Origin of the sequence: Shewanella sediminis HAW-EB3 (assembly GCF_000018025.1) — a bacterium.
GTDB classification, from domain to species: Bacteria; Pseudomonadota; Gammaproteobacteria; order Enterobacterales; family Shewanellaceae; genus Shewanella; species Shewanella sediminis.
Window position 1 is genome coordinate 3,724,057 of the sequence record NC_009831.1, and the last position, 26,925, is coordinate 3,750,981.

Genomic DNA, 26,925 nt, shown 5'->3' on the forward strand with positions numbered 1-26,925 from the left:
CTGCTATTTGCCAATTCTAAGGGTCTGTTGAAGCATTGATTTCGCCGCTTCAGCAACCTGTACATTCATTTGATACGAACGCGAAGCTGAGATCATGTTAGCCATCTCTTCCATCACGTTTACATTAGGTTTGTAGATAAACCCATCACCATCAGCCATTGGGTGATCGGGGGAGTATTCTTTTTGCAAGGGAGCATCGCTTTCAACTATGCCTTTAACGGCAACCGCTTGAGAAGATTGTTGCTGATGGCTAGCCTTAGCCATCTCAGCCTCAAAAATCGGATGGCGGGCACGGTAAGTTTCATCGACACTGCTAGAGACTGCATCGGCATTGGCAATATTACTCGCTGTTGTATTCAATCTGACAGATTGAGCAGACATACCCGAGCCAGCAACATTAAAGATATCAAATAAACTCATAATTAATCTCCTCTCAGTGCCTTCTTAAGGCCCGAAAACTTACTGTCTAAAAAACCGAGTGACATCTGATATTCGAGTGCATTTTGCATAAATTCTGACTGTTCTTGTTGAATATCAACAGTATTACCATCACCAGTATCAGGCTGGTTGGGGACTCTATAAGCCGTATTTTGCCCGGACAAAGCAGTTAGATCGAAGTGCTTAACATCACTGCGGCTCATCGACAATCCATTTTGACGGCTCGTCGCGGCTTGCATCGCCTTATCGAAATCAAGATCTCGTGCTTTATAGTGAGGAGTGTCAGCATTAGCAATATTTGAAGAGATAACTTGAGCACGTTGAGAGCGGATCCCCAATGTATATTGGTGAACACCCAATGCTTTATCAAAATTAATCGCCATAAAACTGCCTCCTGAGCCTGATGCTTAAAACAAAGCAATAGTCATGCCACAAAAAGCAAAAAGAGGTGTGAGACTCTACGGGAACGCTAATAAGCAGGCTACGAGATCGCAGGCAGGCTTGCGAGGAGCAAAATGAAAGAATTAGAGGAAGGCACTTGGTTGCCTTTTACGATTTTGAAAATAGCCAACTTGTTGGCGTCTGACTAGTGAGCTTGCGAGCGTCCCCATAGGCGAAGCCGTCTATAAGGCACGCTGTGCCGTCCTTCCGTTAAGTCTTCTTCTGGTAATAGATGCCTGGGTTACAGCGAACCATGTCATATTCTTCTGTCAGACCGGCAATTGACTCAGAAGCACCAAGAAAAAGGATACCTTTTGGGTTCAAAGCGGCAGCAAATTGCCGCAAAATCTTTGCCTTTGCCTCAGGGGCAAAATAGATGAGTACGTTGCGGCAAAAAATAATGTCAAACTTGCCTAATAAGGTATAACTCTCAAGCAAATTATGCGCTCTGAAGTTCACAAAGCGTTTTACATTATCCTTTACGACCATCGTTCCGGCATCGGTCGCTGAAAAAAACTGACGCTTTCGATCCTCAGATAAACCTCGCCCTAAGGCTAAATTGTCATACTCGGCATTTTTACATCTTTCAAGCATTGAAGGAGACAAGTCTGTTGCCAAAATGGATGCACTACCTGGCAGGGTTCCAGGTTTTTTCTGTTGATACTCGAGAATTGTCATCGCCAAAGAATAGGGTTCCTGGCCAGATGAACAGGCAGCAGACCATATTTTCAGTGGTCGTCCTAATCGTGAATATTCCGGCAATAAGGTATTTGATAATAACTCAAATGGATATCTGTCCCTAAACCACAGAGTTTCATTTGTTGTCATTGCATCAATAACTGAAGCACGAAGTTGACGTTCGCTCGGCTTCATCGAATGTTTAACAACTTCAGATAGTGAAGGAAGGTTATATTTCCCCATCAAAGGTGCTAAGCGACTTCGTACTAAATACTGCTTATTATCGCCCAGCACAATTCCACTGTGTTGTTCCAGAAATAGTCTAAATTGTGTGTACTCATTTTCAGCAAGTGATTTATTCGGCACCTTGATATCCTAATATCAATAAAACAGGCTATAACAGTGTTGCATTATCTTATATAGAGCGCAGCGTTATACATGAGCCAGATAAAAGAAACAAGCTTAATATCAAGTCACTGCACCCTATAGAGAATCATTATAGACTCAAATGCTTGTTCACTGCTGCTGCAAGTTCATCTGGGTTAAATTTCGCAATAAAATCATTAGCTCCTACTTTCTGAACCATAGCTTGATTAAATACGCCGCTTAATGATGTGTGCAATACCACTTTAATATCTTTTAACTTAGGGTTATCCCTTATCTCTGCAGTTAAAGTGTAGCCGTCCATTTCAGGCATCTCAATATCTGAAATGATCAATGGGATTTCAGTCGCTACATTATCCATCTCTGCAGCGATTTTATTGAGTTTATCGAGCGCATCCCGACCATCGATAGCCGTATCAATTTGTAAGCCCAATGACGAGAGTGCCCTGATGATCTGCTTGCGAGCCACAGCCGAGTCATCAATAACCATAATATGGAAATGTTGTTCCCGGTCGATGGTTATGGCTTCATCGGTCTCTTGACTAATCTCGGTTTTAACCGGAGATATCTCATCGAGAATTTTTTCAACATCGAGGATCTCGACTAACTCTCCCTCTATTTCTGTCACAGCGGTTAAGTAGGAATACCTGCCGGCACCTTGTGGCGGTGGCAAAATGGCTTCCCAGTTCATATTGATGATCCGCTCCACAGAGCTAACCAAAAAACCCTGCACACTGCGGTTATATTCCGCGATAATGATGAAGCAACCTTCGGTATTCTCGATAGGACGACCACCAGTTGCAGCACTCAAGTCTATGACTGAGATAGTGTTACCACGAATATGCGCCACACCTTTCACAGTACTATTTAACTTAGGCAAGCTTGTAAGAGGCGGGCATTGCAACACCTCTTTGACTTTAAATACGTTGATACCGAATCTTTGACGACCGTTTAGTTTAAATAATAAAAGCTCTAAACGGTTTTGCCCGACTAACTGCGTGCGTTTATTAACTGATTCAAGAATGTTTGACATAGTACTCTTGCCTTGTCGACTTTTGGATGCTCACCCATTACCCACTAGTTTCTGAGTATAGGCATACTAATTGCTTTATAAAATACATCTCACAACCTGACCATATAATTGTCAAGTTTCTGACACCTTCTCTCACAAGATGAGAAGTACAAAGTTCCGGTCACTAAGAAAGTATAGGTGTAATCTAGCTAATCAAGCTAGTCTATTCATTATGAAAGTAAAATATGTGGTCTATTTAATCATTTTATTCCAATCAACACATGCTTTTAGCTCACAAGAAGCAAGTGTTCCTTCTCTATCGACCATTTCGAACTTAGCTATAGCAGTTATCGAAGAAAAAATTAACGTTGCAGAGCACGCAAAAGTCAACATTACGCCCCAAAGCTTGGACTCCCGATTGAAGCCGCCTCTATGCCTGCCACCCGTTAAAGCAGAACTGGCAAGCAACAGAGCTATCAAACGAAATAATACGGTAAAGATAAGCTGTAACAGTCCACAACTTCAGTATCCCTGGCAAATATTTCTATCCGTTCGAGTCGATGTGCTCTATCCGGTAGTCGTTTCCCGGGAGACCCTGGGACCCGATGATCTGATATCCAGTGGTGATGTCGCGATTCAATATGTAGAGCAAACGAGCTTAAGAGGGCAACAGTTCGATAAAATTGAGGATGTGGTTGGTACACGCGTCAAGAGGAGGATCCCTCCCAACCAACCCATCTTTATCAACAACCTCTGTTTTGTCTGCAAAGGTGATACGGTCTCGATTTTTGCCCGTTCAAAGAATTTCGAAATAAAAACAGTGGGAGAAGCACTGCGTGATGGCAATTTAGGTGATAGAATTCGCATTAAGAACAGTTATTCCAACAAAAGCCTAGATGCTAAAGTCACAGGTGTTGGAGAGGTTGAAGTTAGGATGTAGCCTAAACTTAAGCTACCTCAAGATATAATATAAAAAACTAAAGCTCTGGTGAACACTGCCGATATACGTGTATGTTCTTCCATTTTTTTATTGTTGGAGCCTAAGATGGCTATTGATATTAAACAAGTAAATACGTCAACACACACTCACGTGGGTAAAGCCAAAGCTAATGCCGATGTTGCCAAAAGTGGTAGTCAGGCGAGTCAGAGCACTGCGGCTACTTCAACGAGCACACCACCTAAGAGTGATTCAGTCTCCATCACTTCTCAGGCTCAGCAGCTACAGAGCACTCAGGCAAAGCTTGCCGGTATTCCTGAAGTTGATCAGAAAAAAGTTCAAGAGATAAAACTCGCCATTGCGGAAGGACGTTATAAAATCGATCCTGAAAAACTCGCAACCAATATTGCTCAGTTCGAAAATGAACTAAAGGATCTCAATTAATATATCTATGAGTCAGATAACTAACATCATCGAGCTGCAGCATAAGCTGCTAGAAGAGCTGAAAGTAACGATAACACAAGAGAAAAGTGCGCTCATCGAACAGAGTGCAGACCTTTTACTCTCATTGGCCACGGCCAAAGCTAAGTTACTCGATGATCTCAAAGCTAATGATGTGAACCTATCCACTCATCCAGAAAAATCATTGCTGATCAGTGATAGCGTATTATCTGCAAAAGTAAATTCCGCCAAGGAACTGCTTGCTGAATGCCAACAATTGAACATTGAAAACACCAGTTTAATCGAACTGAATATCGCCAGTATCAACCGCCTGTCACAGGCCCTTCAAGTTAGCAGAAATGCATCCAGCCTTACCTATAACGGTAAAGGTAAGACCTCAACCATATCGACATTAGGTAATAACTTAAAAGCGTAAAAGCAGCGGCGAGCTAAAGATAAAGCTAAGAAATCTCCGCGAGCCCAAAGCAAAGCCCCCTCCCCTTAAATCGTTCCCTAGATAGTCGTTCCTAACTCGTAGCTCATCTCGAAGCTATAGTCGTCACTCCTGAGCAGGCAGGAGCCCGAAGCTTTAGCTTCGTTCTTTTTGCTTAGTTCTTTTAAGAATAAATTGCCCGCTCAAAGACATTGCGGGGATGACGGAGATAGGAAGCTCGTGCCCGTACCGTAGCCCGTAGCGTAGCTAATTTAAAAATAGGTGATCTCTTTTATCTTCTGCGGTCTGTTTTGCTGTTGATAAAGCGCCCATACCTGAGCGAAGTCTAACTCAAGCTCAGTCACATAGTGGTCACCGGCAGGATAGCTTTTTACCACCTTAGCACCTCGTATCACCCCAGTAACCGATGCCTGAATACTGTCATCGGTCAGCATCCAATCATTGACCCTACTCGAAGCTGAGAGCTGCTGACCATATACCTGCTCGGCTAACTCCCTGTAAGCGGCGATTTTTGAGGCTTGCATCGCCATTAATACTTTTTGTGATTGGGCGTCTGCCGGTTGAGTATCTAAAGGTGCATACCCTATTGCAGTCAACTTAGGAAAACTCTCCGGCGGCTGGGTTTCCCACTCGATATACCTGTCTTTAGATGAACAGCCCGTGATGAGCACTAGAATTAACATCAGCCAAATCTTCATTTTGTATCACCTTTCACTTGAACCTCTTGCACACCAACACTGCTATCTCGATATAACAGCCCCTCTTGTGAGACCACCTTTTCAGAGTACTTCAGATACCCGGGAAGGTCCTTGACGGAGAAGCTCCCCTGAGATGCTGAGACAACACGATTATTCGTGACGTTGACAATTCTTGAGTTAACTACGACGCCCAAAGTATTGGGGCTCATGGTTGATACAAGAACGTGCTCGACGGCGATACCCGAGGGCAATTGCTTCCAATCCCGGGTCAGTAAGAAATCCCCTTCAGGTGTGACCCTGATATTATCACCGACATTGATATCGACCAGGCTAAATTGATTATCATGCAGCGCAGAGATAAAGCCTTGCTGAAGCTGTAGACCTATAGCATTTGTCCGCTTAAGATCTTCCAATAACACTGGTGTAGCGACAAGGAGTGGCTGATTTGATCTCAGTTCATCATTTTGTCTTACCAACTCATTCACTATCTGTTGAGACATATGATTAATTGCCGAACTCTGCGGCAACTGATTGCCGCTGGCAAGCGGTTCCATATCTGAGCTTCCACTCTGAGCACAAGCGCTAAGCAATAAAACAGATGATAGAAGTAGAACTATACGCATAGCAACATCCTAAACTTAACCAATAAAAATGCTATGAGATCGCAAAGAGTAAAACTAGCGAGCCCGAAATGAATACTCTCTCATAGAAGCTTATACAAAATGAAGCAAATATCACGCCAAAGGTGAGGCTGCTATGCCCCAGCCACCACGGTTATTTATTCAATAGAGTATTAGCATGTTCATCGGCTTGATTAAGCGTAACTTTAACTTGGTTATCTTTTTTTTCTCGCAGGCATGCATATTGCTTTATCATTTAAAATGTAAATAAACTGTCAGTTAAACGTCGGTGGTATGCCAACCAAGGTCAGCACCTAATCCCCCTGACATCTATTTGAAAGATACGGAGAGATTGTATTATGAAGAGATCTGGCTCTACCCCCTACAGTGATAAAGGCGAAACTTTTTTTTGGCGCACTGGCGTTGCGAGCATTAAGCTTGGCCAAGAGACATTCACCCAATTGCATCAAATCGATTTAGGCATCGACAACCCGAGAATTTCATCCATCGGTTCTTGTTTCGCACAGCATGTGGGCAAGTGGCTAAATGCGGGAGGTTACTCATTTAATCAGAGCAAAATTGAAACCAATCAGGTATCCAGCTTTGCTTTCGGTAATCTATACACACCAAGATGTCTTCTACAATGGTTTGATATTGCTGAAACAGAGTCAGGTTTTGATAAAAGCTGTGCAATCTACTCCGACGCTGATAAATATTATGACCTGTTAAGACCCAACTTTAACCCTGACGGTTTCAACTCCCAAGCCGATCTCGTTGCAGCCAGAATAGCTGCTGCTACTGAGATGCTCGAAACAATAGCCGTCACAGATGTACTAATTTTTACACTAGGTTTAACCGAGGCGTGGAAAGATTGCAGCAATGTTTTTTACCCGAGCTGTCCCGGCATCATATCCGGTGTCTTCGACGACTCCCGCTACAGTTTCCATAACTTTAGCTATGAAGAGATCCGCACCGACCTTGAAAAAATATCGACCCGTCTAAAGACAATTAATCCTGGTATAAAAATAATTTTAACCGTCTCCCCCGTACCATTAACTGCAACGGCCACAGGTAAACATATCATGGTCGCTAACCAGCATTCAAAATCCATTCTTCGAACAGTCGCCGGCTTCATGTGTGATAATAGAACTGATTTCCATTACTTCCCCTCTTACGAGATCATTACCGTCCCCTGCGCTGGAGATTTCAGATTTGAGAGTAACCTAAGATCTGTTACCCCCAAAGCCGTTAACTATGTGATGCGCCATTTCGGCTCAGTCCTGGGGGCACAAACTGAGTCGACTCTGGCTCAAGATCCACAGCAAAAGATTGAGGTGATCTCATCGGATAATGATGAAGTCGTCTGCGATGAAGAGATGCTCGAAGCCGCAAGTAAGCTACAAGATAACCCAATAGAGCAGCCCCTGTCAGACCTCACCCTGTTTGGTGATAGCCATATGGCTAAGCTTTCTAAGTCGCTTATAGACATGGATGTTCGACATTGTGGTGGCATGGTAATGAATGGTTCAGGCTTCTCTCAAAAGAAGTTTGCACTATGCGATACCGAATACTTTGTACCGCTGGAAAATGCGGCATCGAGAAAGTTATGGTCGGTGATCTTCGCTAATTTATCCGGTCACGAACACAGTGAAGCTCCCACTAACTCGACCATTATTACTAACCTAGGAATGCAGACTCATCAGAACATTTCCAGGTTTGCGACTTGGCTGAACATGACCTACCCGGAAGGAAAATCGGAAGTCTCAACACAGGAGTTTGTCGATTACTTCAATGAAGATCTAACTGAGCAACTCTCAATACTACTTAAGCTTCACAATCAAGGTCACAACGTGATTGTTGTTTCCGATCCCCCTTTCAGTCAGTACTTTGAAGAGTCGAAATCGATGTCTAACATCATCTATTCCTACTTTGATGCCATGGAGTATATCTGGAATGAATTTGGTATCAGATTTTTTAATGCTGCCACGACCTTCGATAAAGAGATTTCAGATCCGCAAAGTTATATCTCTGACATAATATACGATGATGGTAATCATGATTGGATACATGGAAATGAGAAGTACTACTCCTGGCTCGCAGAAAAACTCATGCCGCTAGTCAATCAACCAACTTCAATTAACTAATACCGATTAACTTATACCAAAGTCATCAAAGCGTTTTTCCTAAGTTCAATCAATATTGAACTTAGGTTAATCGAAATAATTCAGAAACTTTCAGCACTATTTCAAAAACATTGAGACATACAGCTTCACCCTCACGTCCTTTAGCCGCTGCCTCATCAAGATAAGGCATAGATATTGCTTGATATTGGTTAATGTAGATAATAGTTAAGTGACGGCGGTTGAACTGTCATTTTTATGTCGATTCCCGGTTAGATAACCATAGTTAGATAGCAATAGTCAGATAACCATAGTCAACTACCGATATCGACAACAAAGAAGTGGACCAATAGATGAAACGAATTTCCTTGCTCCTTCTCACCTTAGTATCCCTGTACTCTCAGCTCGCATTCGGCGCCTGGGTCGTAGTAAAAGGCGAAGCGAATATAGTCAACGGTAATGTCCCCAAAGCTCGGGAGGATGCAATTCATCAGGCTCTAACCTATGCCACTCTTAACAGTGGTGCCAACTTCACCAGCACTAAACAGGTCAAAAATGGTCAGCTTGTGGAAGATAGCTTTTCAATTCAAAACCAATCGGAAGCGGCTAAAGTTGAGTTAGTCAATGAACTGATAGAAGACGATAAGCTCACCGTCATGGTCAGAGTTGATATCATTTCCTCCGGCACCAATGAGATGCAGTGTGACAGTCAATCTCTTAAGGCAGCCATATTAGTCCCGCAGTCACTCATTAAAGACAGAACGCAGCTACGCTACGGTAATATCGGATTTTTTGAAAAGGCACTATCTCAACGAATTGGAGACGCACTAACTCAGAGTTCTCAAACCAGCTTTCCCCATATTCATGCCAACGAACGCTTAGACATAGAGCAGGCATTAGTCGACATTCGGGGATACCGTCTGCCCAGCTGGCTGAGTGAGATAACAGACAGTCAATATGTGTTACTGCCCGAAATCATCGATATTTCAACCGATCCCGCAGAGAGTCATATGCTTGGGTTGTGGAGCAGCGACCCGAACCGCCAGTTTCAAATTCGTCTTTCACTCTATCATGGGATCAGTGGTGAGAAGATCTGGAGTGAGAGCTACAATACCTCCGCCCCCTGGGAGTTCGACCGTCAGGAAACCGTTCCCTCTAATCACCAAAGATTTTGGCAATCGACCTACGGAAAAACCATCGACAAGGTGTTAGCTCAGGCCATCGAAGATATCGATACCAGCTTAAGCTGTCGCCCTATTCTGGGACAGGTCGTCGCCAAACAACATGACAGGCTGATCATAAACCTGGGACGACGCCACGGAATACATGTAGGTGATTCATTCCAGCTTATCCTGCAACAAAACTTCCCCGACCGATTCGATAAGATGAGAGCAGTTGCCGGAAAGAGCCGCGCGACGGTAGAAATTGATCAGGTCACCGAAGATACCGCCACCGCCGTATTAGTCGGACAGAAAGCCTCCTTCAATGTACAAATAAATGATATTGCGATAAAGATGTAACCAAAAGATGCTCGCGGGTGCAGCCACACTAACTATAACCAGCGAGTAAAGCTGGTAAGCAGAAGTAGTAAATGTGTGCACTCGCGATCAGATTATTTATCTGTATATTTGAATAAGAAACAAGCAACTAAATTTAAAGCCTTTTCATCCCTCTTTTCATCTGGAATAAAACCAGTATAATCACTTCCGTCTCCCTATAGCTCAACAGGATAGAGCAGTCGCCTCCTAAGCGATCGATCGGGGTTCGAGTCCCTGTGGGGAGACCATAAGAAGCCTTTTTCTTATGCAATTCAATAAATATTCAACGCAGATACGTATGGCTACTTTATTACCTACATTCTCAACAGGCTCAGCTCATCGAACTTTAAACCCACTTTATCCCTGCTTTCAAAACACTTAAGTGCCAATTTCCTGCCAGTAAGATTACCCACTCCTGACTAAAATCGATTTAACATGGCTTAAAATAGCCTTTTCACGATCTGATACGCTAACGATCCAATCGATATCTCTTATTGAATTCACTACATTTTTTAAAAACCCCTCTCAAGAAGATGGATTTTATAATCATTTAAGCTCAGTAATTGATTTGGTTCATTTTTTGCATTAATTCTCAGCATATTAAAAATATTTTCAGTGAAAATAATATAGACTTTAGATATCACTATGTTCGATTGTGATAACCGACAAGATGGATAAATTTAATAGATGAGACCAACTGGTAGCCCAATGACTGACACCCTGAAATTGATTGGAAGAGAGAAAGCACTTTTTTCATCAGACATTAGCCAACATGAAAGCCTGTTGGCCGGCGAAGTATGTCGGTCGCGTTTTCTGGTTCTGGGTGGTGCCGGCTCAATTGGTCAGGCCGTCGTTAAAGAGATCTTTAAGCGTTCCCCGTTGAAGCTTCACGTGGTCGATATTAGTGAAAATAATTTAACTGAACTAGTTAGAGATATACGCAGCTCTTTTGGGTATATCCAAGGTGACTTTCAAACCTTTGCCCTTGATATAGACTCTATAGAATATGACGCGTTTATAAATCAAGATGGCCTGTATGATTACGTACTGAATCTTTCAGCGCTGAAACATGTAAGAAGCGAGAAAGATCCCTTCACCTTGATGCGTATGATCAATGTTAATATTTTCAATACAGACAAGACCATAGAACAGTCGATAGACAGTGGCGTTAAGAAGTATTTTTGTGTCTCCACCGACAAGGCCGCAAATCCGGTCAATATGATGGGGGCATCTAAACGTATCATGGAGATGTTCCTGATGCGTCGTAGTCAAAATATTACTATATCCACCGCACGTTTCGCCAATGTGGCATTCTCTGATGGCTCTTTGCTACACAGTTTTAATCAGCGCATCTTGAAACATCAACCCATAGTCGCGCCAACTGACATTAAGCGTTATTTTGTCACACCAAAAGAGTCCGGTGAGCTCTGTTTAATGTCCTGTATTTTTGGCGAGAATAGAGATATCTTCTTTCCTAAGCTTGATGAATCTCAACACCTTATATCCTTTGCTGACATAGCTAAAAGGTATCTTTTAGCTCGAGGCTATGAAGCTTATATTTGCAGTAGCGAAGAGGAGGCCAGGCAACTGGTATCCACCCTACCCGCTAAGGGTCTGTGGCCATGCTACTTCACTGTCAGTGATACCAGCGGAGAGAAAAATATTGAGGAGTTTTATACCGACAATGAAACCCTCGATATGACCCGATATGCAGAACTGGGGATTATTAAAAATGATCTTGAATACGATCCAGGGTTGATCGAACTGTTTGAAAAAACGATTCAATCGATGAAGTCCTACAAATCATGGAGCAAGAAGCAGTTAGTTGAGCTTTTTCATCAAATGTTGCCTGAGTTCGGCCATAAAGAAACCGGGAAGTCTCTCGATGAAAAAATGTAAGTTAACGGCACCTCAGAGGTCTCCAGAATAATGAAATCATTAATAGAGTTTATTCGAGAAACCTATCAAACCAATGAGTTTATTCCTCTGCATGCCCCGACATTCCCAGGCAATGAACAGGCGTATGTCGCGGAGACAATAGCCAGTACCTTTGTGTCGAGTGTTGGCAAGTTTGTCATCGATTTCGAACACAAGATTGAATCTTTTACCGGTTCACCTAAAGCGGTTGCCACTTCCAGTGGCTCCAGCGCCTTGCATACCGCCTTGTACATGGCAGGGGTAACAAGTGGGGATCTGGTTATCACTCAAGCCCTCACTTTTGTGGCTACCTGTAATACCTTATACCACATGGGCGCAGCCCCAATTTTTGTCGACATTGCAAAAACAAGTTTAGGCTTATCTCCCCACGCCGTTCAAGCGTATCTGGAAGAATATGGGGTTATCGATGAGCATGGCTTGTGTACCCACAAGGAGACGGGGCAAATTATTAGAGCCCTGCTGCCTATGCATACTTTCGGTCATCCAGTGGAGCTGGATGAATTAGCCGTCATTTGCCATCGATGGAATCTGGTTTTAATCGAAGATGCAGCCGAAAGCCTAGGGTCATTCTATAAAGGAAAGCATACGGGCACGGTGGGAGATTTCGCTGCACTGAGTTTCAACGGCAACAAAATTATCACCACAGGTGGTGGCGGGATGTTACTTGCAAATAGTCAAAGCAGTGGCGAGCGAGCCAAGCATATAACAACGACCGCTAAGGTGCCCCACCCTTTTGAATTTTACCATGATGAACCAGGTTTTAACTACCGAATGCCAAACCTGAATGCTGCACTTGGCTGTGCTCAGATGGAAAGCCTTCCCCTGTTTATCGAACAGAAGCGAGCACTGGCAAAGCACTATCAGACTTTCTTTAGCAATAGCGAGCTGCAGTTTGTTCATGAGCCTAGTTATGCCAAGTCTAACTATTGGCTTAATGCGGTCATTTGTCCCGATACACAGAGTCGTGACAGACTACTTAAGTCGACAAATGATAATGGTGTGATGACACGACCAGTGTGGCAGCTCATGCATCGCCTCCCTATGTTTAAAGATGCGGTGCGCGGCTCGTTAACAAACTCTGAATTAATCGAATCTCGTCTTATCAATCTACCTAGCTCTCCAGCGACAATAGGATTAACCCATGCCTAGAAAAATAGCTGTGTTCACAGGAACCCGAGCTGACTACGGATTACTGTATTGGCTAATCTCTGACATTCAGGCCGCTGAGGAGCTGACTCTTCAACTTATCGTTTCGGGTAGTCACCTGTCACCTGAGTTTGGTAATACGTTTGAAAAGATAGAGAAAGATGGATTTCATATTGATGAAAAAATTGAAATGTTACTCTCCTCTAATTCGGCAATTGGCACAGCCAAGAGTATGGGCTTAGGGGTCATTGGGTATGCAGAGGCACTCGATAGACTAAGACCCGATGTACTCGTCATTTTGGGTGATCGGTTTGAAGCGCTCTCAATGGCACAAACGGCAACCATTATGGGCATTGCGATATTGCATATCCACGGTGGTGAAATTACCGAGGGCGCCTATGATGATGCGATTAGACATGCAATAACGAAACTGAGTCTGGTTCATTGCACATCTACCGAGACATATCGGCAACGTGTGATCCAGATGGGTGAATCCCCTGACAGAGTTCACCATGTGGGCGCTATAGGTCTGGATCATATTCATCGTAGTAAGCTCATGACAAAAAAGGAGTTATCTGAGTCATTAGGTTTTGATTTAACGGCTCCCTATTTTTTAGTCACTTATCATCCTGTCACACTCGATGATGAACCCGCTGAAGACACATTTAATGCATTATTGACGAGTCTGAACCAGTTTGGCTCTCACCAGGTCATTATCACTTACCCCAATGCAGACAATGGTGGCAGAGGCATTATTACCAGGCTTGAAGAGTATGCAGGTAACTCTCAGGGAAGAGTGCTGGCCATTCCCTCTCTGGGACAAGTCAGGTATTTAAGTGCGGTTAACAATGCGACAGCCGTTATAGGCAACTCTTCGAGTGGTATTATTGAAGTCCCCTCATTTAATGTGCCAACAGTCAATATTGGTTGCCGGCAACAGGGGCGTCTTACCGCCGATAGTGTGATCAACTGTCAGCCTGATACCGCTTCTATAACCGAGGCGATAACCCAGGCAATTGATCAATTGCCGGTGCTTCAACAGACCCCGGTCTCTAACCCCTATGGCCAGGGCAAGGCCAGTCAAGCCATTATAAAAATTCTCACAGAAATGAGCCGTAAGCCGATAAAATCATTTTACGATATTAAGGTTGAAAACTAGTATGACTTTAGTTATTGCCGAAGCCGGTGTTAATCACAATGGCAGTGAAGAGATTGCGATTGCCCTGATCGATGCAGCCTATAAGGCTGGGGCCGACATCGTAAAGTTTCAAACTTTTAAAGCAAAAAACTTAGTCACCGCAACCGCTGAGCAAGCCGATTATCAGGTTACAAATACAAACAAAGTCGAATCTCAGCTTTCGATGTTGAGCCGTTTAGAGCTAAGCTATGAAGCCCATCGACGCCTGATAGATCACTGTCAAAAACTTGGAATCCAGTTTTTATCTACGGCATTTGACTCTGAAAGTTTGAGCTTTCTAGTAAACAAACTTCAGCTTAAAACATTGAAAATTGCATCGGGAGAGATCACCAATGCCCCCTTTGTTCTCGAGCATGCCCGTACAGGCTGCGATCTGATTTTATCCACGGGCATGTCAACCTTAGCCGACATCGAATCTGCACTGGGGGTTATCGCATTCGGTTTAACAGCGACGCCCGATACCAAGCCAGGTATTGAGGCCTTTCAGACCGCCTATGCCTCGGTCGAGGGACAAGAAGCACTAAAAACTAAGCTGAAGTTACTACATTGCACCACCGAATACCCCGCACCATTTAATGAGATAAACCTCAAGGCGATGGACACCTTAGCGTCGGCTTTCTGTCTTGATGTCGGATATTCAGATCACAGTCAAGGGATCACCATTCCCATCGCCGCAACCGCTCGCGGCGCGTGTGTCATTGAAAAGCATTTTACCTTAGACAAAGAGATGCCGGGCCCCGATCATAAGGCTTCCATAGAACCAAAGGAGCTAACGGAGATGGTGGCAGCTATTCGCACCGTCGAACTCGCTATGGGAAGTGGTATTAAGACACCACAACTTTCCGAATTAAAAAATCTTAAAGTTGTCAGAAAAAGCTTAGTTACGACTCGAGCCATTCAAAAAGGCGAGAATTTCTCGACCAATAATCTCGCGGTAAAAAGGCCTGGCACAGGCACCAGTCCTTATCAATATTGGCAACGACTCGACACTAAAGCGAGTAGAGATTACGCCGCCGGGGAGGTGATTTTTGATTAAGCCGATAATCATGATCGGCTCAGGAGGTCACGCTAGTGTTCTCGCCGATATCTTACTTCAGCAAGAATACACTTTACTGGCAGCGATTAGCCCGGATAAAGGCAACAGCCCACTCTTCAAAAACATTCAACATTTTGATTCTGATGATGATATTTTACAATTCTCTCCGGATGAGGTTAAATTAGTTAATGGTTTAGGCTCATTACCAAATCAAAATTTACGCAATGAGATTTTTGACTATTTTAGTCAACTCGGCTACCAATTCGAGACAGTGATCTCCCGGGATGCAATAGTATCTCCATATTCGAGTATTGCCGCCGGAGCACAAGTGTTAACCGGCGCGATAATTCAAACTGGTGCAATGATTGGGAGCAACAGCATTGTCAACTCGGGGGCAATCGTCGAACACAACTGCCATATCGGCATACATAACCACATAGCGCCAGGTGCGACGATATGTGGCGGGGTTCACACGGGTGCACATGTCCATATTGGGACTGGCGCCAATGTCATCCAAAGTGTTTCGATTGGCAAGCATAGTGTCGTTGCTGCCGGCGCTACGGTTACAAAAGATATGCCTGATAATTCCATCGCTTATGGTTACAGAAGCAAGATAGAGATAAGGTCATAATATGAGTCAAATATTGAGCAAAGTGACAATATCACCAGAAAAGACACTCCGTGATGCTCTGGAGTTGATTAACTCACAAGCATTACAAGTCGCATTAGTCACCGATCACGACAAGCACCTTTTAGGTGTTATCACTGATGGTGATATTCGTCGCGGTCTACTCAATAACCTGTCACTCGATGCACTCGTGACTGAAGTAATGAACAGGAACCCCAGAACAGCTTCTCCTTCAACGTCTAAGAAGAAACTGCTTCAACTCATGCAACAGCACAGTATATTATCTATCCCACTCGTTAAAGACCATATTCTTGTGGGACTCGAAACCTTAAAGAGTGCCCAACAACAAACTAATCATGCAAACCCAGTACTTATCATGGCTGGAGGCTTTGGTACGCGCCTAAAACCTCTTACAGATAAGTGCCCTAAGCCTATGCTCAAGGTTGGAAACAAGCCAATACTGGAAATTGCGCTGTTTAACTTTATCCAAGCGGGCTTCTCAAATTTCTATATCTCTACCCATTATATGCCTGAGCAGATAAAGGAGCATTTCGGCGATGGCAGCCAATGGAACGTGAAGATATCCTATCTTCATGAAGAGACTCCCTTAGGTACAGGTGGAGCGGTAGGGCTACTGCCAACCGATATTCCCCAGTTACCCGCGATAGTCATGAACGGCGATATTTTAACTAAAGTGGATTTTCAACTTTTACTCAAATTCCATGAGGATAATGATGCCGACGCCACCATGTGTGTCAGAGAATATGACTATCAAATCCCCTACGGCGTGATCAGTGGTAGTGGAAATCGCATCACAGATATGGTCGAAAAGCCTGTACAACGCTTTTTTGTCAATGCGGGGATTTATGTTATCAACCAAGATATTATAAAAAGTGTTTCCGCTAACACCTATATTGATATGCCAACACTTCTTGAACAGAAAATAGCAGATAAGGGGGAAGTTCTTATGTTCCCACTCCATGAATACTGGCTCGATATTGGCCGTATGGATGACTTTAAACAAGCCCAGGTTGATATCTGCGCCTTTGGTTTAGAACGATGAAAACAATTGCAGTAATTGGTCTGGGCAATATCGCTAAGCGCCATAGACAAAACCTTAAGCTTATTTATCCTGAAGCGACGATTATCGCATTATCTGCCAGTGGCAGGAGACCAAGCGAAAAAATCGAATTTGCCGATGTGTTACTTACCAATCTTATGTCGGTCATAGAAAGTAAACCTGAACTTGTCATTGTCGCCTCCCCAGCGCCATTCCATGAGCATCATGCCAGTGAGTTTATTAAGCGTCGTATCCCGGTATTGATTGAAAAGCCAATCGCATCAGAACCTCAAAGTTCCCAACGCTTGCTTGAGCTCACTCAAGAGTATTCGGCCCAAGTCATGGTGGGTTACTGTTTAAGATATTTAAGCTCTGCAATTGAGATGAAACAGCTTTTATCGCAAAATTTTATCGGAGAAATATACAACTTCACGGCCAGTGTAGGGCAGTATCTGCCCGATTGGCGACCCAATAAACACTATGCAGATTCAGTCTCAGCCAATGAATCACTCGGTGGTGGTGCTCTACTCGAATTAAGTCATGAGCTGGATTACTTACACTGGTTATTAGGCCCTTTAGAGCTCGAATATGCTCAACTTAGAAGTACAAAGGAACTGAAGTTAGAAGTTGAAGAGATTGCCGATCTTGTATTGACCAACCAGAAAGGGACCATTTGTTCTCTCCACATGGATTTCATCCAAAAGCAGCCCCAAAGAGAGTGCACATTTATTGGCTCAAAAGGCCGACTACATTGGGACTTATTAGCGAATACTATCACTCATCACTGTAGTGAAGGCACACAAATCCTATGTTCGGAACCTGAATGGGACAAAAACCAAATGTACTTAAATATGGTGACTGAGTTTATTGCCAATATTCAGCGTGGAAAAAACTCAACGTTATCTTTGGAAGACGCTAACCAGACTGTAAAACTTATCGCTCAAATTAAGCATGAAGCGGTATGGGGAGTCGTTCAATGAAGCAATATGCATTTATCTTTGCTCGTGGAGGTTCTAAAGGTCTTCCCAGGAAAAACATCCGAAAGTTACTCGGTAAACCACTCATTCTCTATTCAATCGAAACAGCACTCAAGGTCGCCGATATAGATAAAGTGTTTATATCAACTGATGATGATGAGATTGCCAGTATAGGTTTAGCGGCTGGAGCAGAGGTTATCCCAAGACCTGCCCAATTAGCAGACGATACCTCTCCAGAGTGGTTGGCATGGCAACATGCTGTAACCTGGGTCACTGAAAAATATGGTAAATTCGACCAATTTATTAGTTTGCCGGCAACCAGTCCCCTAAGAAGTGTCGAAGACGTGGAGTCGGCTATAGTTAAGCTAAATGACAGTAAAGCAGATATATGCATATCTACAACCCCGGCTAGCCGTAGCCCATACTTTAATATGATAAAAGAGACTGGTTCAGGCTATATTGAGCTCGTCAATACCGATGCCGGTGGTGCTATATACCGTCGGCAAGATGCACCTGAAGTCTACGATATTACAACTGTAGTTTATGTATCGACCCCAAACTATGTTCTCAGGGAAACTAGCCTTTTTGCTGGACGGGTGGCTCATACAATAGTACCTAAAGATAGAGCTATTGATATTGATGATATATACGACTTTAAACTGGCTGAAGCAATTTTAAGCAGTAAAGGACAGGTATGTTAAAAGGTAAAACGATTCTAATCACTGGAGCAGGCGGACTACTCGGTTCTCAAATAACCTCTTCACTTGTTACCAAAGGTGCAAATGTTATAGCGACTGATATCTCAGTTTCTGCGATGTCGGATAAATTAGAAATGTTAATGGACATTAAGAGCGAATTACTGACTTTAATCGAGCTGGACTCTACAGATGAGCAAGCCATGAAAGCGTTTTTTTCAACACAGACTGAACTTCATGGCGCTGTGAATTGCACATACCCCAGAAACAAACAATATGGGAATTCATTCTTAGAAGTATCCTTGGACAGCTTTAACGAAAACGTCTCGCTGCACTTAGGCTCCTCTTTTCTGTTTATGCAGCAATGCGCCACACAATTCCTTAAACAGCAAGCACCCATGTCTGTTGTCAATATCTCATCCATTTATGGCGTTGTCGCACCAAAGTTTTCACTCTATGACGGCACACCTATGACCATGCCTGTCGAGTATGCCGCCATAAAATCAGCTCTGTTACACCTCAACAAATATGTGACGGCTTTTGTTAAAGACAGCCGTTTTAGAGTCAACAGTATAAGCCCTGGCGGGATTTTAGATAACCAGCCTGAGGAGTTTCTCGCCGCATATAAAAATGAGACTCATGGTCATGGAATGCTCTCACCAGACGATATGACGGGTTCAGTTATCTTTTTACTTTCAGAGCAAGCGAAATATATCACCGGGCAAAATATAATCATTGATGATGGGTTTACGGTATAAATTATGATCCAGAAACTTAGATATTGGCTCAAGGTTAAACGAATAGGTCCAGATATACCTCTGACTCACTTTCTGCTGCACTCCAAGCGACTCGGTACTTGGTTGTGTAAGAAAAAATTTGCAAAATTTGGTCACAATAGTGCTATGAGACCGGGAAGCTATGCGATCTGCTGTGACCATATCAGCATAGGCAATGAAGTAGTCCTGAGACCTGGTACTATGCTTTTTGGATCAGGCCATGGTTCTAAATCTGTCAACATCACCATCGAAGACTTAGTCTTAATCGGTTCGGGAGTTCATATCTATACAGCTAATCATGAGTTTACCGATCCCGAACAACCGATTTTTTCACAGGGTCATAAACCTATTCAGCCTGTGCTAATCAGCAAAGGAGCCTGGTTAGGTGCCAACGCCATCATTTTACCAGGTGTTACAATTGGCCAAAACAGTGTTGTTGGAGCGGGCTCAGTGGTAACTAAAGACGTCCCTCCTTTCACGGTCGTTGCAGGACAACCTGCGAAAATTATAAAGCAGCTAAGACAACCGGTTATTTAAACAAGACTACTCGTAATATCAATACTTTACTTATAAGATTAAAGCAATATAACAATAGCCGCTATATAGCGAAAGAGCAGCGCTGCATGCGTTATTTTAGACATTAAATTGACATTTACCTTCCCTAGTAATGTTTAATGAGGAACTGATGCTATTAACTGAATCCAACATACAAAATACTTTTTCAATTAGTCCGTTTGATGAATATTATCTGCCGAGTGTCAATAGGCATATGTTTGATACTATTGATTCTAAAACGCAATATGATAAAAAATTCAAAAACGACTTCGCCAAAGAGGATACACTAAATATCGTCGTTGGAATGGATTCAGGGCTATTAGTTAACTACTTGTTAGAGCAAGGAGTGCCTAAAGGAAGTATTTTTATCTTTGTTGAGCTAGATGCAGTGCTCGAACTGCTAAACATCGATATCCCTAAGAGTCTATCAGACAAATTATTCATTTATAGTTTGGAAGAGTTTCAAGATAACTTTCCATCTGTAGCCTATGGCATCTACATACTTAAAAATAACGTAAAACACCATAGAAGCTTGGCCGCAACCTCAAGCCATCTCCCAGAATACAGCATATTTAACCGACAAATAATTAAAATGCTAGAGGCTGAAGATTTAGAACAAAACCAAAACTCATCTCAAAAAGTTTATTATAAACAACAATTTAAGAACATTTCTGAAAATGTACAACCCGCATCACTATTGAGTAATAAATTTAATGGAAAAACCTGCTTGGTTGTCGCAGGAGGACCATCACTCGATGACAATATCGACTGGATAAAGAATAATCATCAAAACCTGTTTATCATTGCTGTATCTCGAATCGCTGGTAAATTAGCAAAAGAAGGGATACCTCCCCACATCATCGTCTCAGTGGATCCCTATGACTTTAGTTTTGAAGTGAATAGAGACATGATGGCTCTCGCCGACTCCAGTCTTTTTGTGAATTCATTCCATGTGAATTCAAGGCTCCTAGGTCAGTGGCAAGGGAAAAACCTATTTATGGACTACAAATACCCTTGGCAGTTAGAGTACACTGACAATATAGATACCATGGGCCCTACGGTTACCAATGCCTCTGTACACTTAGCAACCCAAATGGGATTTTCTCGTATCTTATTAACAGGTGTCGATCTCTGCTTCACAGATACGGGCTTCACCCACTCACAAGGCTCAGTGGAATCTAAAATAGGTCCAAATCTAGGGATCATGGGGCAATGGATAGAGACCTATGGAGGTAAGAAAGCTGAAACAGTAGTTCAACTAAAACTGGCCATGAATGCCTTAGCAGGAGAAGCTTCTGCCAATCCAGAAATAGAATTCCTGAACCTTTCTCTCAATGCTGCCAAGATTAAAGGTATTACTCATCAAAATGTTGACCAAATCCAGCTTTCTTCAAATGCTTGCTCGGCCACACAATTACTAGAATCAATTCCCGATTTAAGCATTGAAGACAGGAAACAAGATAATCTATTGTCTCAAAAAGAGTTCAGCAGATTCTACGATACATTAAATGACATCATACATCTCTCGGATGAAGCCCAAGATTTAAACAAACAGTTAAAAGAGCCAAAATCACCAACAAATAAAACAAAAAAAAATACAAAAAGAATTGAGGCCATAGATAAAAAGTTCAACCAAAAATACGCTGGCGTCGCCCGATTGATCAAAACCTATGGTTTTTCCGAGTTTTCAGACTTTTTAACGACAAAGAAAACGGATGACTGGGATGCTGAACATTTGCACCAGATGTCCCATGATTACTATCAAGCCTTCAAATCGATAGCTAAACAACTTTTAGAACTCGTCGACGACACCCGCACTCGATTAGACCATAGGCTTGATGAGCTATCCCCTGATGCAAAGTTGATCAAACTCGTAGAGTTTTGGCGAGAAGAAGAGCAACATGGCCGTGTTAACATCTGGCTTAAAACTCACCCAGATTGGGAATCAAATGAAAAATTATCAAAACAGCCTGAGCTGCTAAAAGAATATAAACAGCAGTTAATAGCGGTTAAAAATGAGTATTTAGAACAGCTGGCTATCGTACCCCAGAAGTATATCGATACAGTTAAAGATACTGCATCGATGGAAAATGTATTTGAAAAAATTATCGTACTTATCAGAGATGAAGATCATACAGGTCTTGTAAAGATGGCGACTAACCTAAAAAAACTTGCCGACAATGACGATGAAGCTAAGCGACTTTTCCATTTATCATATTCCCATCAATTATTAATTGAGAAAAAAGAGAGCCAAGCTCTAGAAGTGTTATTAGCATTAGATGAGGCACTTCAATCTGAAATAGAGTTAAAAAAAATCACAACATTAGCGCTAAAGTTAGGTGAGTTAGACATCGCTGAAAAAGCAATGTCTCGTATATCTGATTATAGTGATGAATATATGCCACAACATGCTCATGTTTTAAAGTTACAAGGTAGACTACAAGAGTCAATAAATCTCTATTTAGACTACCTTGAAAAGTACCCCTCTGATGTCACTACTTGGCTTAAGTTCGGTAGCTTCATGTTCGATATTGACCAGATACAAGCCGCTATCGATGCCTTTAGTCATGTTATTCAATCCGATCCTGATAATCAGGTCGCGCTGAGTTATCTGTCCCGTATCGAGACTGCTCTTAACGCGAGTCAAGACACATAAACTGACATCTATTTCCCTAAGCCACCGCTAAACAGTATAATGCCGATTCATTAATAATTAATCGGCATTTTCAACCGCTGCTTCCAAGTTATTCCCGGAGACCCCGCTTGTCACATACTTATATCCCTTTAGAGCAATACAAACGTAAATGGATTTTTAACCATAAAGATCTGCCTGTGACCGATGAAGATAAGGCTCAGATAAAACCACTGGATCAGATGGGTTCGATGGAAGTATGGAAGAAGTGGGTAAGCAATCGTAGCAACCACTCTGAGCAGTTTTCTAAAGGTGACTGGCCAGCTAAAGGTGATGTGTGGGGCGAGCCCGATGATTGGCAGTCAGCCTGGGATAGCGAAGATCCTGCGCTTCCAGAGATGTTTGCCGAGTTCTTTGACTGGAAAGACGATTCAACTGTCTATTTTTGTTACGAGAAGTATCAGGTGATCGAGACTCGATGGGATGTATTCGTTCGAAACTGGAAATGCTTCCTCTTCTTCGATGACGGTCCATTGCTTATCTCACCAAAGCAGAAGCAGGCCGCTTTCATTCATCAAGATGGTCAATATCAGTTAGGCCAACGAGGCTAGTTCAACGCCAGCAGCGCAGGACCTAATCTAAGGGTTACCATTGCGTTCACAAGCTCACTAGCATGAAATCTGGATTCCGGCCAACAAGATCGCCGGAATGATGGAGCTCGTGGCTCCTAGCTCCTAGCTCCTAGCTCCTAGCTCCTAGCTCCTAGCTCCTAGCTCCTAGCTCCTAGCTCCTCAGCATTCTATCAAGAATAATAAAATAAGAGGTTTTATGAAGTCCCTCACAAGCTTAGTATCCACAAGCTTATTGCTAGCAGGCAGCCTGTTACTTACCGGCTCAGCCAGTGCCAAAGAGATATCGGGTGTTGACGTTGCCGAACATATTGCGATCGAATCGACGCAGCTTCAGCTTAATGGTGCCGGTGTGCGCAGTAAGTTCTTTATCGATCTCTATGTCGGTAGTCTGTACCTGCCAACAAGGACTGATAATATCACCACTATTCTCGATGCTCCGACTTCAGCGGTTCGGTTAAACATCACCTCAGGTATGATCACCAGCGATAAAATGCGTGATGCAATCAATGATGGTTTCGAGGATGCGACCGATGGCAACACGGCCGAAATTCAGACTGAAATAGACGCCTTCATGGCACTGTTCAGCGATGAGATTAAAGAGGGTGATCAATTTACTCTCGCGACCGATAAGACTTTGGGAGTAACCGCCTATAAGAATGGGGAAGCACAGGCAACTATAGGAGGCGAAGCATTCAGGGTGGCGTTGCTAAAGATCTGGCTCGGATTCAGCCCGGCTCAAAGTAGTCTGAAGAAAGCCATGTTGGGAATTTAGTCACCGGCTTTAATTACCAATAACACTTGCTCCAAATATTTGTATTGAAAATATTTGGCATGAGTTGTTTCAGGCTGAAGTATAAAGGTGTTGGTTTACCAACACCTTTTTTGTTTCATCGGGTTCTGAAACACTCTTAGAACTTATATTCAACCGCCAGCGCCAGCGCAGTTTGATTATCAATCTCTTCTGTACGCTCCCCGCTATCCATTGGTGCTTCGCTTAGCTCCAGCTCTCCATTGAAGTAGTACCCAGCATAAGCATTGAAAGATAACGAACGATTAAGCTTCCAGCCTACCCGAAGAAAGCTTACCCACTCATCGATTTCAACGGTAACATCATCATCTTCAACCAAGAATCGTTGCGTACGCTTCGAACTGCCCAAGCCAAAGTCGATACTTGGATTCAATCGATAACTCAGCTCTAAACCAGCAGGACCTGTAAAACCAGCGGAAAATGGATTGCCTAACCGCCACGATTCATTTATCCGCCAATTAACTGCAAGGTATGGCACGGTTCTGACCTCAGAAATATCATTCAGATAAGCCACACCTACTCCCAATAAGTTACCATTATCAAATCGGTACATCGCGGATGCGACCACACCATAACTGGCTGCATCACTGACAGGCGCTGTATCGGCAGAGGCATATTGTAACTTTGGTGCCAACAGAAACATCCAATGTTTATCAGGACGGTAACTCACAGAGAGCCCGGCACTGTATCGTTGGACCTTTTGCCAGCTGCTGAGGTTACCATCGAATAGTGTAGAACCTCTGTTCCCCCAGTCATAGTCCAGATCTGCATAACCTAAGTTAACGCCTAACGACCATTGGCGGTTCACAGAATAGTTTGCTTTGGCATCGAATAGCCATGACTCCCTTTGAAGTGACTGCGGTCCACCACCAACATCGGCTTCGGCAGTACCTATCCTTGATGCGCTAATACTGAAAGGATAATGACCTTTTGGTCTATCAGCGAAAGCTTGAAACGAGTAGAGCAGAGATAAAAGAAGAGTAAGTAGTAATGAAGGCGCGCGTAAATCAAACCTGTTTCCCATGCTTACTCCTTAAGCTTTATTGTTTATTGTTTATTGTTTATTGTTTTATGCCCATCGTTCTAACGACCTATGGCTGAGTAACTTCTTTGAGCTCAAGAGATATCAAGTTTAAGACTAGACTGAAAAATCACGATCAGTCTTTCTATTTTCCTCGGTTAAAAGTTAGCAACCCTATAAGCCCTTAAAAACATTGCCACACACTCTTGAGTGTAACCAGAGCGTCCTTCAATTAAATCGTCAATAGGAAGTCCCAGCTCCAGCTTCATTCGCATCTCACCAAACATCATCAAACAGAGTCGGACCGCACAATCACGAGGCTTGTCGAAACGGTATAAACCCTGCTTACCCACCTCTTCCAGATAACCAGATAACATATCGAGCAGATGCTGTGGACCGGCATCGAAAAACAGCGCAGAAATTTCAGGATGTGTTTCGGCTTGTGCAACACAAGCAGTAAACACGGTTATCGCCTCAGGACTCACAATCATATTGCCGAAGTATTCACCAAAATTAGTCAGTGTTCTTTCCGGTTCACTGGCATCACCAAACAGCTCATCGGTTAACTGGCTGACAACACATTTAGACTTGATAGAAGCAATGAAAAGGCCATCTTTACAACCGAAGTGCGAATACACGGTTTGCTTCGAGACGCCGGCCTTTCTGGCAACCTCATCCATACTGGTATTGGGAAAACCATGCCCGCAAAATAGCTCTATCGCAGCCTCGAGGATCTGCGCCCTTTTTTGTTCACTACGACTCAAGTTTAAACAGGAGAGTTCGGCGGTCATCATTCACCCCTTGGTAACATAACACCTATAACTTAGACACATTTAAACACAAACTAGACTGGACAGTCTAGTTCTCCCTAAATAGACTAGGCAGTCTAGTTTAACAATTTCGTTACTTATGATTAACCAGGGAATGCGTATCAGGATGAGTATTTTCAGAACCAACTCCAGGAAAAAGGGCTTAACAGGTCTCTTGCTTGTTAGCTTTCTCAGCGCATGCGAAGCGGAAGTTACTGCTCATGCAACACAGCCGGAGTTGCAATCAGTAACAACTATGACCTTAACTCCTTCAACCTCATATCTGCATACCCAAGAGTTCACGGGTACGATTCGAGCGGGTAACACCACGGGGATTGGATTCGAGCTTTCGGGAAAAATCAGGCGACTTGCCGTCGATAGCGGCGATCAGGTAAAAGAGGGGCAGCTGTTAGCCCAACTGGATACCCGCTTATTAGAAGCCGAGAAGCAGGAGTTGGACGCAAGTTTGTCACAAAATAGTGCCGACCTTAACCTGGCCACTAACACACTGAACCGAAGCCTTAAATTAAAGCAGCAAGGTTACACCTCTGAGCAACAACTCGATGAACTCAAAGGCCAGCTGGCCAGTTTGCTTGCGGCCCAAAAAAGACTCAAGGCATCCATTTATGCCAATACATTGAGAATCGAAAAATCGTCACTGCTTGCGCCATTTAGCGGCGTGATAAGCAAAAGGAATAACAACTTAGGTGAAGTGATCGCACTGGGCACCCCGGTATTTACCCTCATTGAAAATAACAATCCGCAAGCATTTGTCGGTGTCCCGATTAAGGTCGCTCAAAGCCTGAAGGCTGCACAGGATATCTCACTCAGGGTCGCAGATACCCACTACACGGCTCAAATTGCGGGGATTGGAGCCGAAGTTAACCCTATCACTCGCACCGTGCCATTAAGGCTAACGTTACCTCAAGATGCGAGTGTCATTAATGGCGAGCTGACCTACCTGGCCTATGAGAATGAGATTGAACAGGAAGGATATTGGGTGCCGATCTCATCGCTGACCGATGGTATCAGGGGACTGTGGAACCTGTATGTCATCACAGCCGGTGAAGCGGCACAAAAACCTGAGAGTTTCAGCATAGAACGCAGAGATGTTGAAATTATCTATACAAAAAATGATGAGGCTTATATTCGGGGGGCGGTGAAAAGTGGAGAAGAGTTTATCAGTCAGGGACTGCATAAACTTGTTGTGGGACAAAAAGTAAAGCGCAACACCACTGTGGCATCGAGGTAGA

27 protein-coding genes and 1 tRNA gene are annotated in these 26,925 nt (G+C 43.3%); 20 read left to right on the plus strand and 8 right to left on the minus strand.

The annotated features are described in order from the left end of the window. Positions 1-3: 3 nt before the first annotated feature. The 4 genes from flgC to SSED_RS16180 form a co-directional block, all read right to left on the minus strand. Positions 4-420 carry a flagellar basal body rod protein FlgC gene (gene flgC / locus SSED_RS16165; protein ID WP_012143420.1) on the minus strand — a complete coding sequence of 139 codons (417 nt, stop codon included), beginning with the start codon at positions 418-420 and terminating at the stop codon, positions 4-6. A gap of 2 nt (positions 421-422) precedes the next feature. After that, the gene (gene flgB, locus SSED_RS16170; RefSeq protein ID WP_012143421.1) at positions 423-821 is read right to left on the minus strand and encodes a flagellar basal body rod protein FlgB; all 399 of its coding nucleotides are present in this window, start codon (positions 819-821) and stop codon (positions 423-425) included. Between the two features lie 268 nt (positions 822-1,089). Then, positions 1,090-1,929: a CheR family methyltransferase gene (locus tag SSED_RS16175; RefSeq protein WP_190273224.1), complete on the minus strand. Its 840-nt coding sequence runs from the start codon at positions 1,927-1,929 to the stop codon at positions 1,090-1,092. Positions 1,930-2,053: 124 nt separating this feature from the next. Beyond that, positions 2,054-2,974 carry a chemotaxis protein CheV gene (locus SSED_RS16180; protein WP_012143423.1) on the minus strand — a complete coding sequence of 307 codons (921 nt, stop codon included), beginning with the start codon at positions 2,972-2,974 and terminating at the stop codon, positions 2,054-2,056. Positions 2,975-3,185: 211 nt separating this feature from the next. On the opposite strand from SSED_RS16180, the gene flgA reads away from it, so the two are divergent. From flgA to SSED_RS16195, 3 genes are all read left to right on the plus strand, one after another. Next, positions 3,186-3,893 (plus strand): flagellar basal body P-ring formation chaperone FlgA, encoded by a 708-nt coding sequence (gene flgA / locus SSED_RS16185; protein WP_041421740.1) that lies wholly within the window; start codon positions 3,186-3,188, stop codon positions 3,891-3,893. Between the two features lie 105 nt (positions 3,894-3,998). After that, entirely contained in the window at positions 3,999-4,334 is a 336-nt protein-coding gene (gene flgM / locus SSED_RS16190; protein WP_012143425.1) for a flagellar biosynthesis anti-sigma factor FlgM, read from the plus strand. A 7-nt stretch (positions 4,335-4,341) separates the two neighbouring features. Next, positions 4,342-4,767 (plus strand): flagella synthesis protein FlgN, encoded by a 426-nt coding sequence (locus SSED_RS16195; protein ID WP_012143426.1) that lies wholly within the window; start codon positions 4,342-4,344, stop codon positions 4,765-4,767. Positions 4,768-5,036: 269 nt separating this feature from the next. Here the strand turns inward: SSED_RS16195 and SSED_RS16200 are convergent, their stop codons facing one another. Together SSED_RS16200 and SSED_RS16205 are read right to left on the minus strand one after the other, a co-directional pair. Next, positions 5,037-5,483, minus strand: a complete 447-nt coding sequence (locus SSED_RS16200; protein ID WP_012143427.1) for an LPP20 family lipoprotein — start codon at positions 5,481-5,483, stop codon at positions 5,037-5,039. Continuing rightward, entirely contained in the window at positions 5,480-6,106 is a 627-nt protein-coding gene (locus SSED_RS16205) for a FlgO family outer membrane protein (protein WP_012143428.1), read from the minus strand. The genes SSED_RS16200 and SSED_RS16205 overlap by 4 nt, the downstream gene beginning before the upstream one ends. A 356-nt stretch (positions 6,107-6,462) precedes the next feature. Between SSED_RS16205 and SSED_RS16210 the strand changes: the two genes are divergently transcribed. The 16 genes from SSED_RS16210 (at position 6,463) to SSED_RS16285 (ending at position 23,806) form a co-directional block, all read left to right on the plus strand. Next, entirely contained in the window at positions 6,463-8,247 is a 1,785-nt protein-coding gene (locus tag SSED_RS16210; RefSeq protein ID WP_012143429.1) for a GSCFA domain-containing protein, read from the plus strand. Positions 8,248-8,576: 329 nt separating this feature from the next. Then, on the plus strand, positions 8,577-9,743 hold the full coding sequence (locus SSED_RS16215; RefSeq protein WP_012143430.1) for a flagellar assembly protein FlgT: 1,167 nt from the start codon (positions 8,577-8,579) through the stop codon (positions 9,741-9,743). A gap of 190 nt (positions 9,744-9,933) precedes the next feature. Further along, positions 9,934-10,009: transfer RNA gene (locus tag SSED_RS16220), tRNA-Arg, on the plus strand. 460 nt (positions 10,010-10,469) lie between these two features. Next, entirely contained in the window at positions 10,470-11,660 is a 1,191-nt protein-coding gene (locus SSED_RS16225) for a UDP-N-acetylglucosamine 4,6-dehydratase (protein ID WP_041421741.1), read from the plus strand. Positions 11,661-11,690: 30 nt separating this feature from the next. Beyond that, complete coding sequence (locus SSED_RS16230; RefSeq protein ID WP_012143432.1) at positions 11,691-12,848, plus strand: LegC family aminotransferase; 1,158 nt, start codon at positions 11,691-11,693, stop codon at positions 12,846-12,848. Beyond that, positions 12,841-14,004, plus strand: a complete 1,164-nt coding sequence (neuC, locus tag SSED_RS16235; protein WP_012143433.1) for a UDP-N-acetylglucosamine 2-epimerase — start codon at positions 12,841-12,843, stop codon at positions 14,002-14,004. The genes SSED_RS16230 and neuC overlap by 8 nt, the downstream gene beginning before the upstream one ends. Before the next feature lies 1 nt (position 14,005). Next, positions 14,006-15,079 (plus strand): N-acetylneuraminate synthase, encoded by a 1,074-nt coding sequence (gene neuB / locus SSED_RS16240; protein ID WP_012143434.1) that lies wholly within the window; start codon positions 14,006-14,008, stop codon positions 15,077-15,079. Beyond that, complete coding sequence (locus SSED_RS16245; RefSeq protein WP_150104353.1) at positions 15,072-15,710, plus strand: acetyltransferase; 639 nt, start codon at positions 15,072-15,074, stop codon at positions 15,708-15,710. Before neuB ends, SSED_RS16245 begins: the two co-directional genes overlap by 8 nt. 1 nt (position 15,711) lies before the next feature. After that, a complete protein-coding gene (locus SSED_RS16250; protein ID WP_012143436.1) occupies positions 15,712-16,770 on the plus strand; it encodes a nucleotidyltransferase family protein in 1,059 nt (352 codons plus the stop codon). Beyond that, complete coding sequence (locus SSED_RS16255) at positions 16,767-17,747, plus strand: Gfo/Idh/MocA family protein (RefSeq protein WP_012143437.1); 981 nt, start codon at positions 16,767-16,769, stop codon at positions 17,745-17,747. Before SSED_RS16250 ends, SSED_RS16255 begins: the two co-directional genes overlap by 4 nt. Beyond that, the gene (locus SSED_RS16260; protein ID WP_012143438.1) at positions 17,744-18,445 is read left to right on the plus strand and encodes an acylneuraminate cytidylyltransferase family protein; all 702 of its coding nucleotides are present in this window, start codon (positions 17,744-17,746) and stop codon (positions 18,443-18,445) included. Before SSED_RS16255 ends, SSED_RS16260 begins: the two co-directional genes overlap by 4 nt. Next, complete coding sequence (locus tag SSED_RS16265; protein ID WP_012143439.1) at positions 18,439-19,197, plus strand: oxidoreductase; 759 nt, start codon at positions 18,439-18,441, stop codon at positions 19,195-19,197. Before SSED_RS16260 ends, SSED_RS16265 begins: the two co-directional genes overlap by 7 nt. 3 nt (positions 19,198-19,200) lie before the next feature. Next, positions 19,201-19,752 carry an acyltransferase gene (locus SSED_RS16270; RefSeq protein ID WP_012143440.1) on the plus strand — a complete coding sequence of 184 codons (552 nt, stop codon included), beginning with the start codon at positions 19,201-19,203 and terminating at the stop codon, positions 19,750-19,752. A gap of 148 nt (positions 19,753-19,900) precedes the next feature. After that, positions 19,901-22,426, plus strand: a complete 2,526-nt coding sequence (locus SSED_RS16275; protein WP_012143441.1) for a 6-hydroxymethylpterin diphosphokinase MptE-like protein — start codon at positions 19,901-19,903, stop codon at positions 22,424-22,426. Between the two features lie 107 nt (positions 22,427-22,533). Further along, positions 22,534-23,013 (plus strand): DUF2947 domain-containing protein, encoded by a 480-nt coding sequence (locus SSED_RS16280; RefSeq protein ID WP_012143442.1) that lies wholly within the window; start codon positions 22,534-22,536, stop codon positions 23,011-23,013. Between the two features lie 217 nt (positions 23,014-23,230). Further along, positions 23,231-23,806, plus strand: a complete 576-nt coding sequence (locus SSED_RS16285) for a chalcone isomerase family protein (RefSeq protein ID WP_012143443.1) — start codon at positions 23,231-23,233, stop codon at positions 23,804-23,806. Positions 23,807-23,942: 136 nt separating this feature from the next. Here the strand turns inward: SSED_RS16285 and SSED_RS16290 are convergent, their stop codons facing one another. After that, positions 23,943-24,866 carry a DUF6268 family outer membrane beta-barrel protein gene (locus tag SSED_RS16290; RefSeq protein WP_012143444.1) on the minus strand — a complete coding sequence of 308 codons (924 nt, stop codon included), beginning with the start codon at positions 24,864-24,866 and terminating at the stop codon, positions 23,943-23,945. Positions 24,867-25,021: 155 nt separating this feature from the next. Further along, positions 25,022-25,654 carry a TetR/AcrR family transcriptional regulator gene (locus tag SSED_RS16295; protein WP_012143445.1) on the minus strand — a complete coding sequence of 211 codons (633 nt, stop codon included), beginning with the start codon at positions 25,652-25,654 and terminating at the stop codon, positions 25,022-25,024. Positions 25,655-25,799: 145 nt separating this feature from the next. Between SSED_RS16295 and SSED_RS16300 the strand changes: the two genes are divergently transcribed. Next, positions 25,800-26,924 (plus strand): efflux RND transporter periplasmic adaptor subunit, encoded by a 1,125-nt coding sequence (locus tag SSED_RS16300; RefSeq protein WP_012143446.1) that lies wholly within the window; start codon positions 25,800-25,802, stop codon positions 26,922-26,924. Position 26,925: the final 1 nt, after the last annotated feature.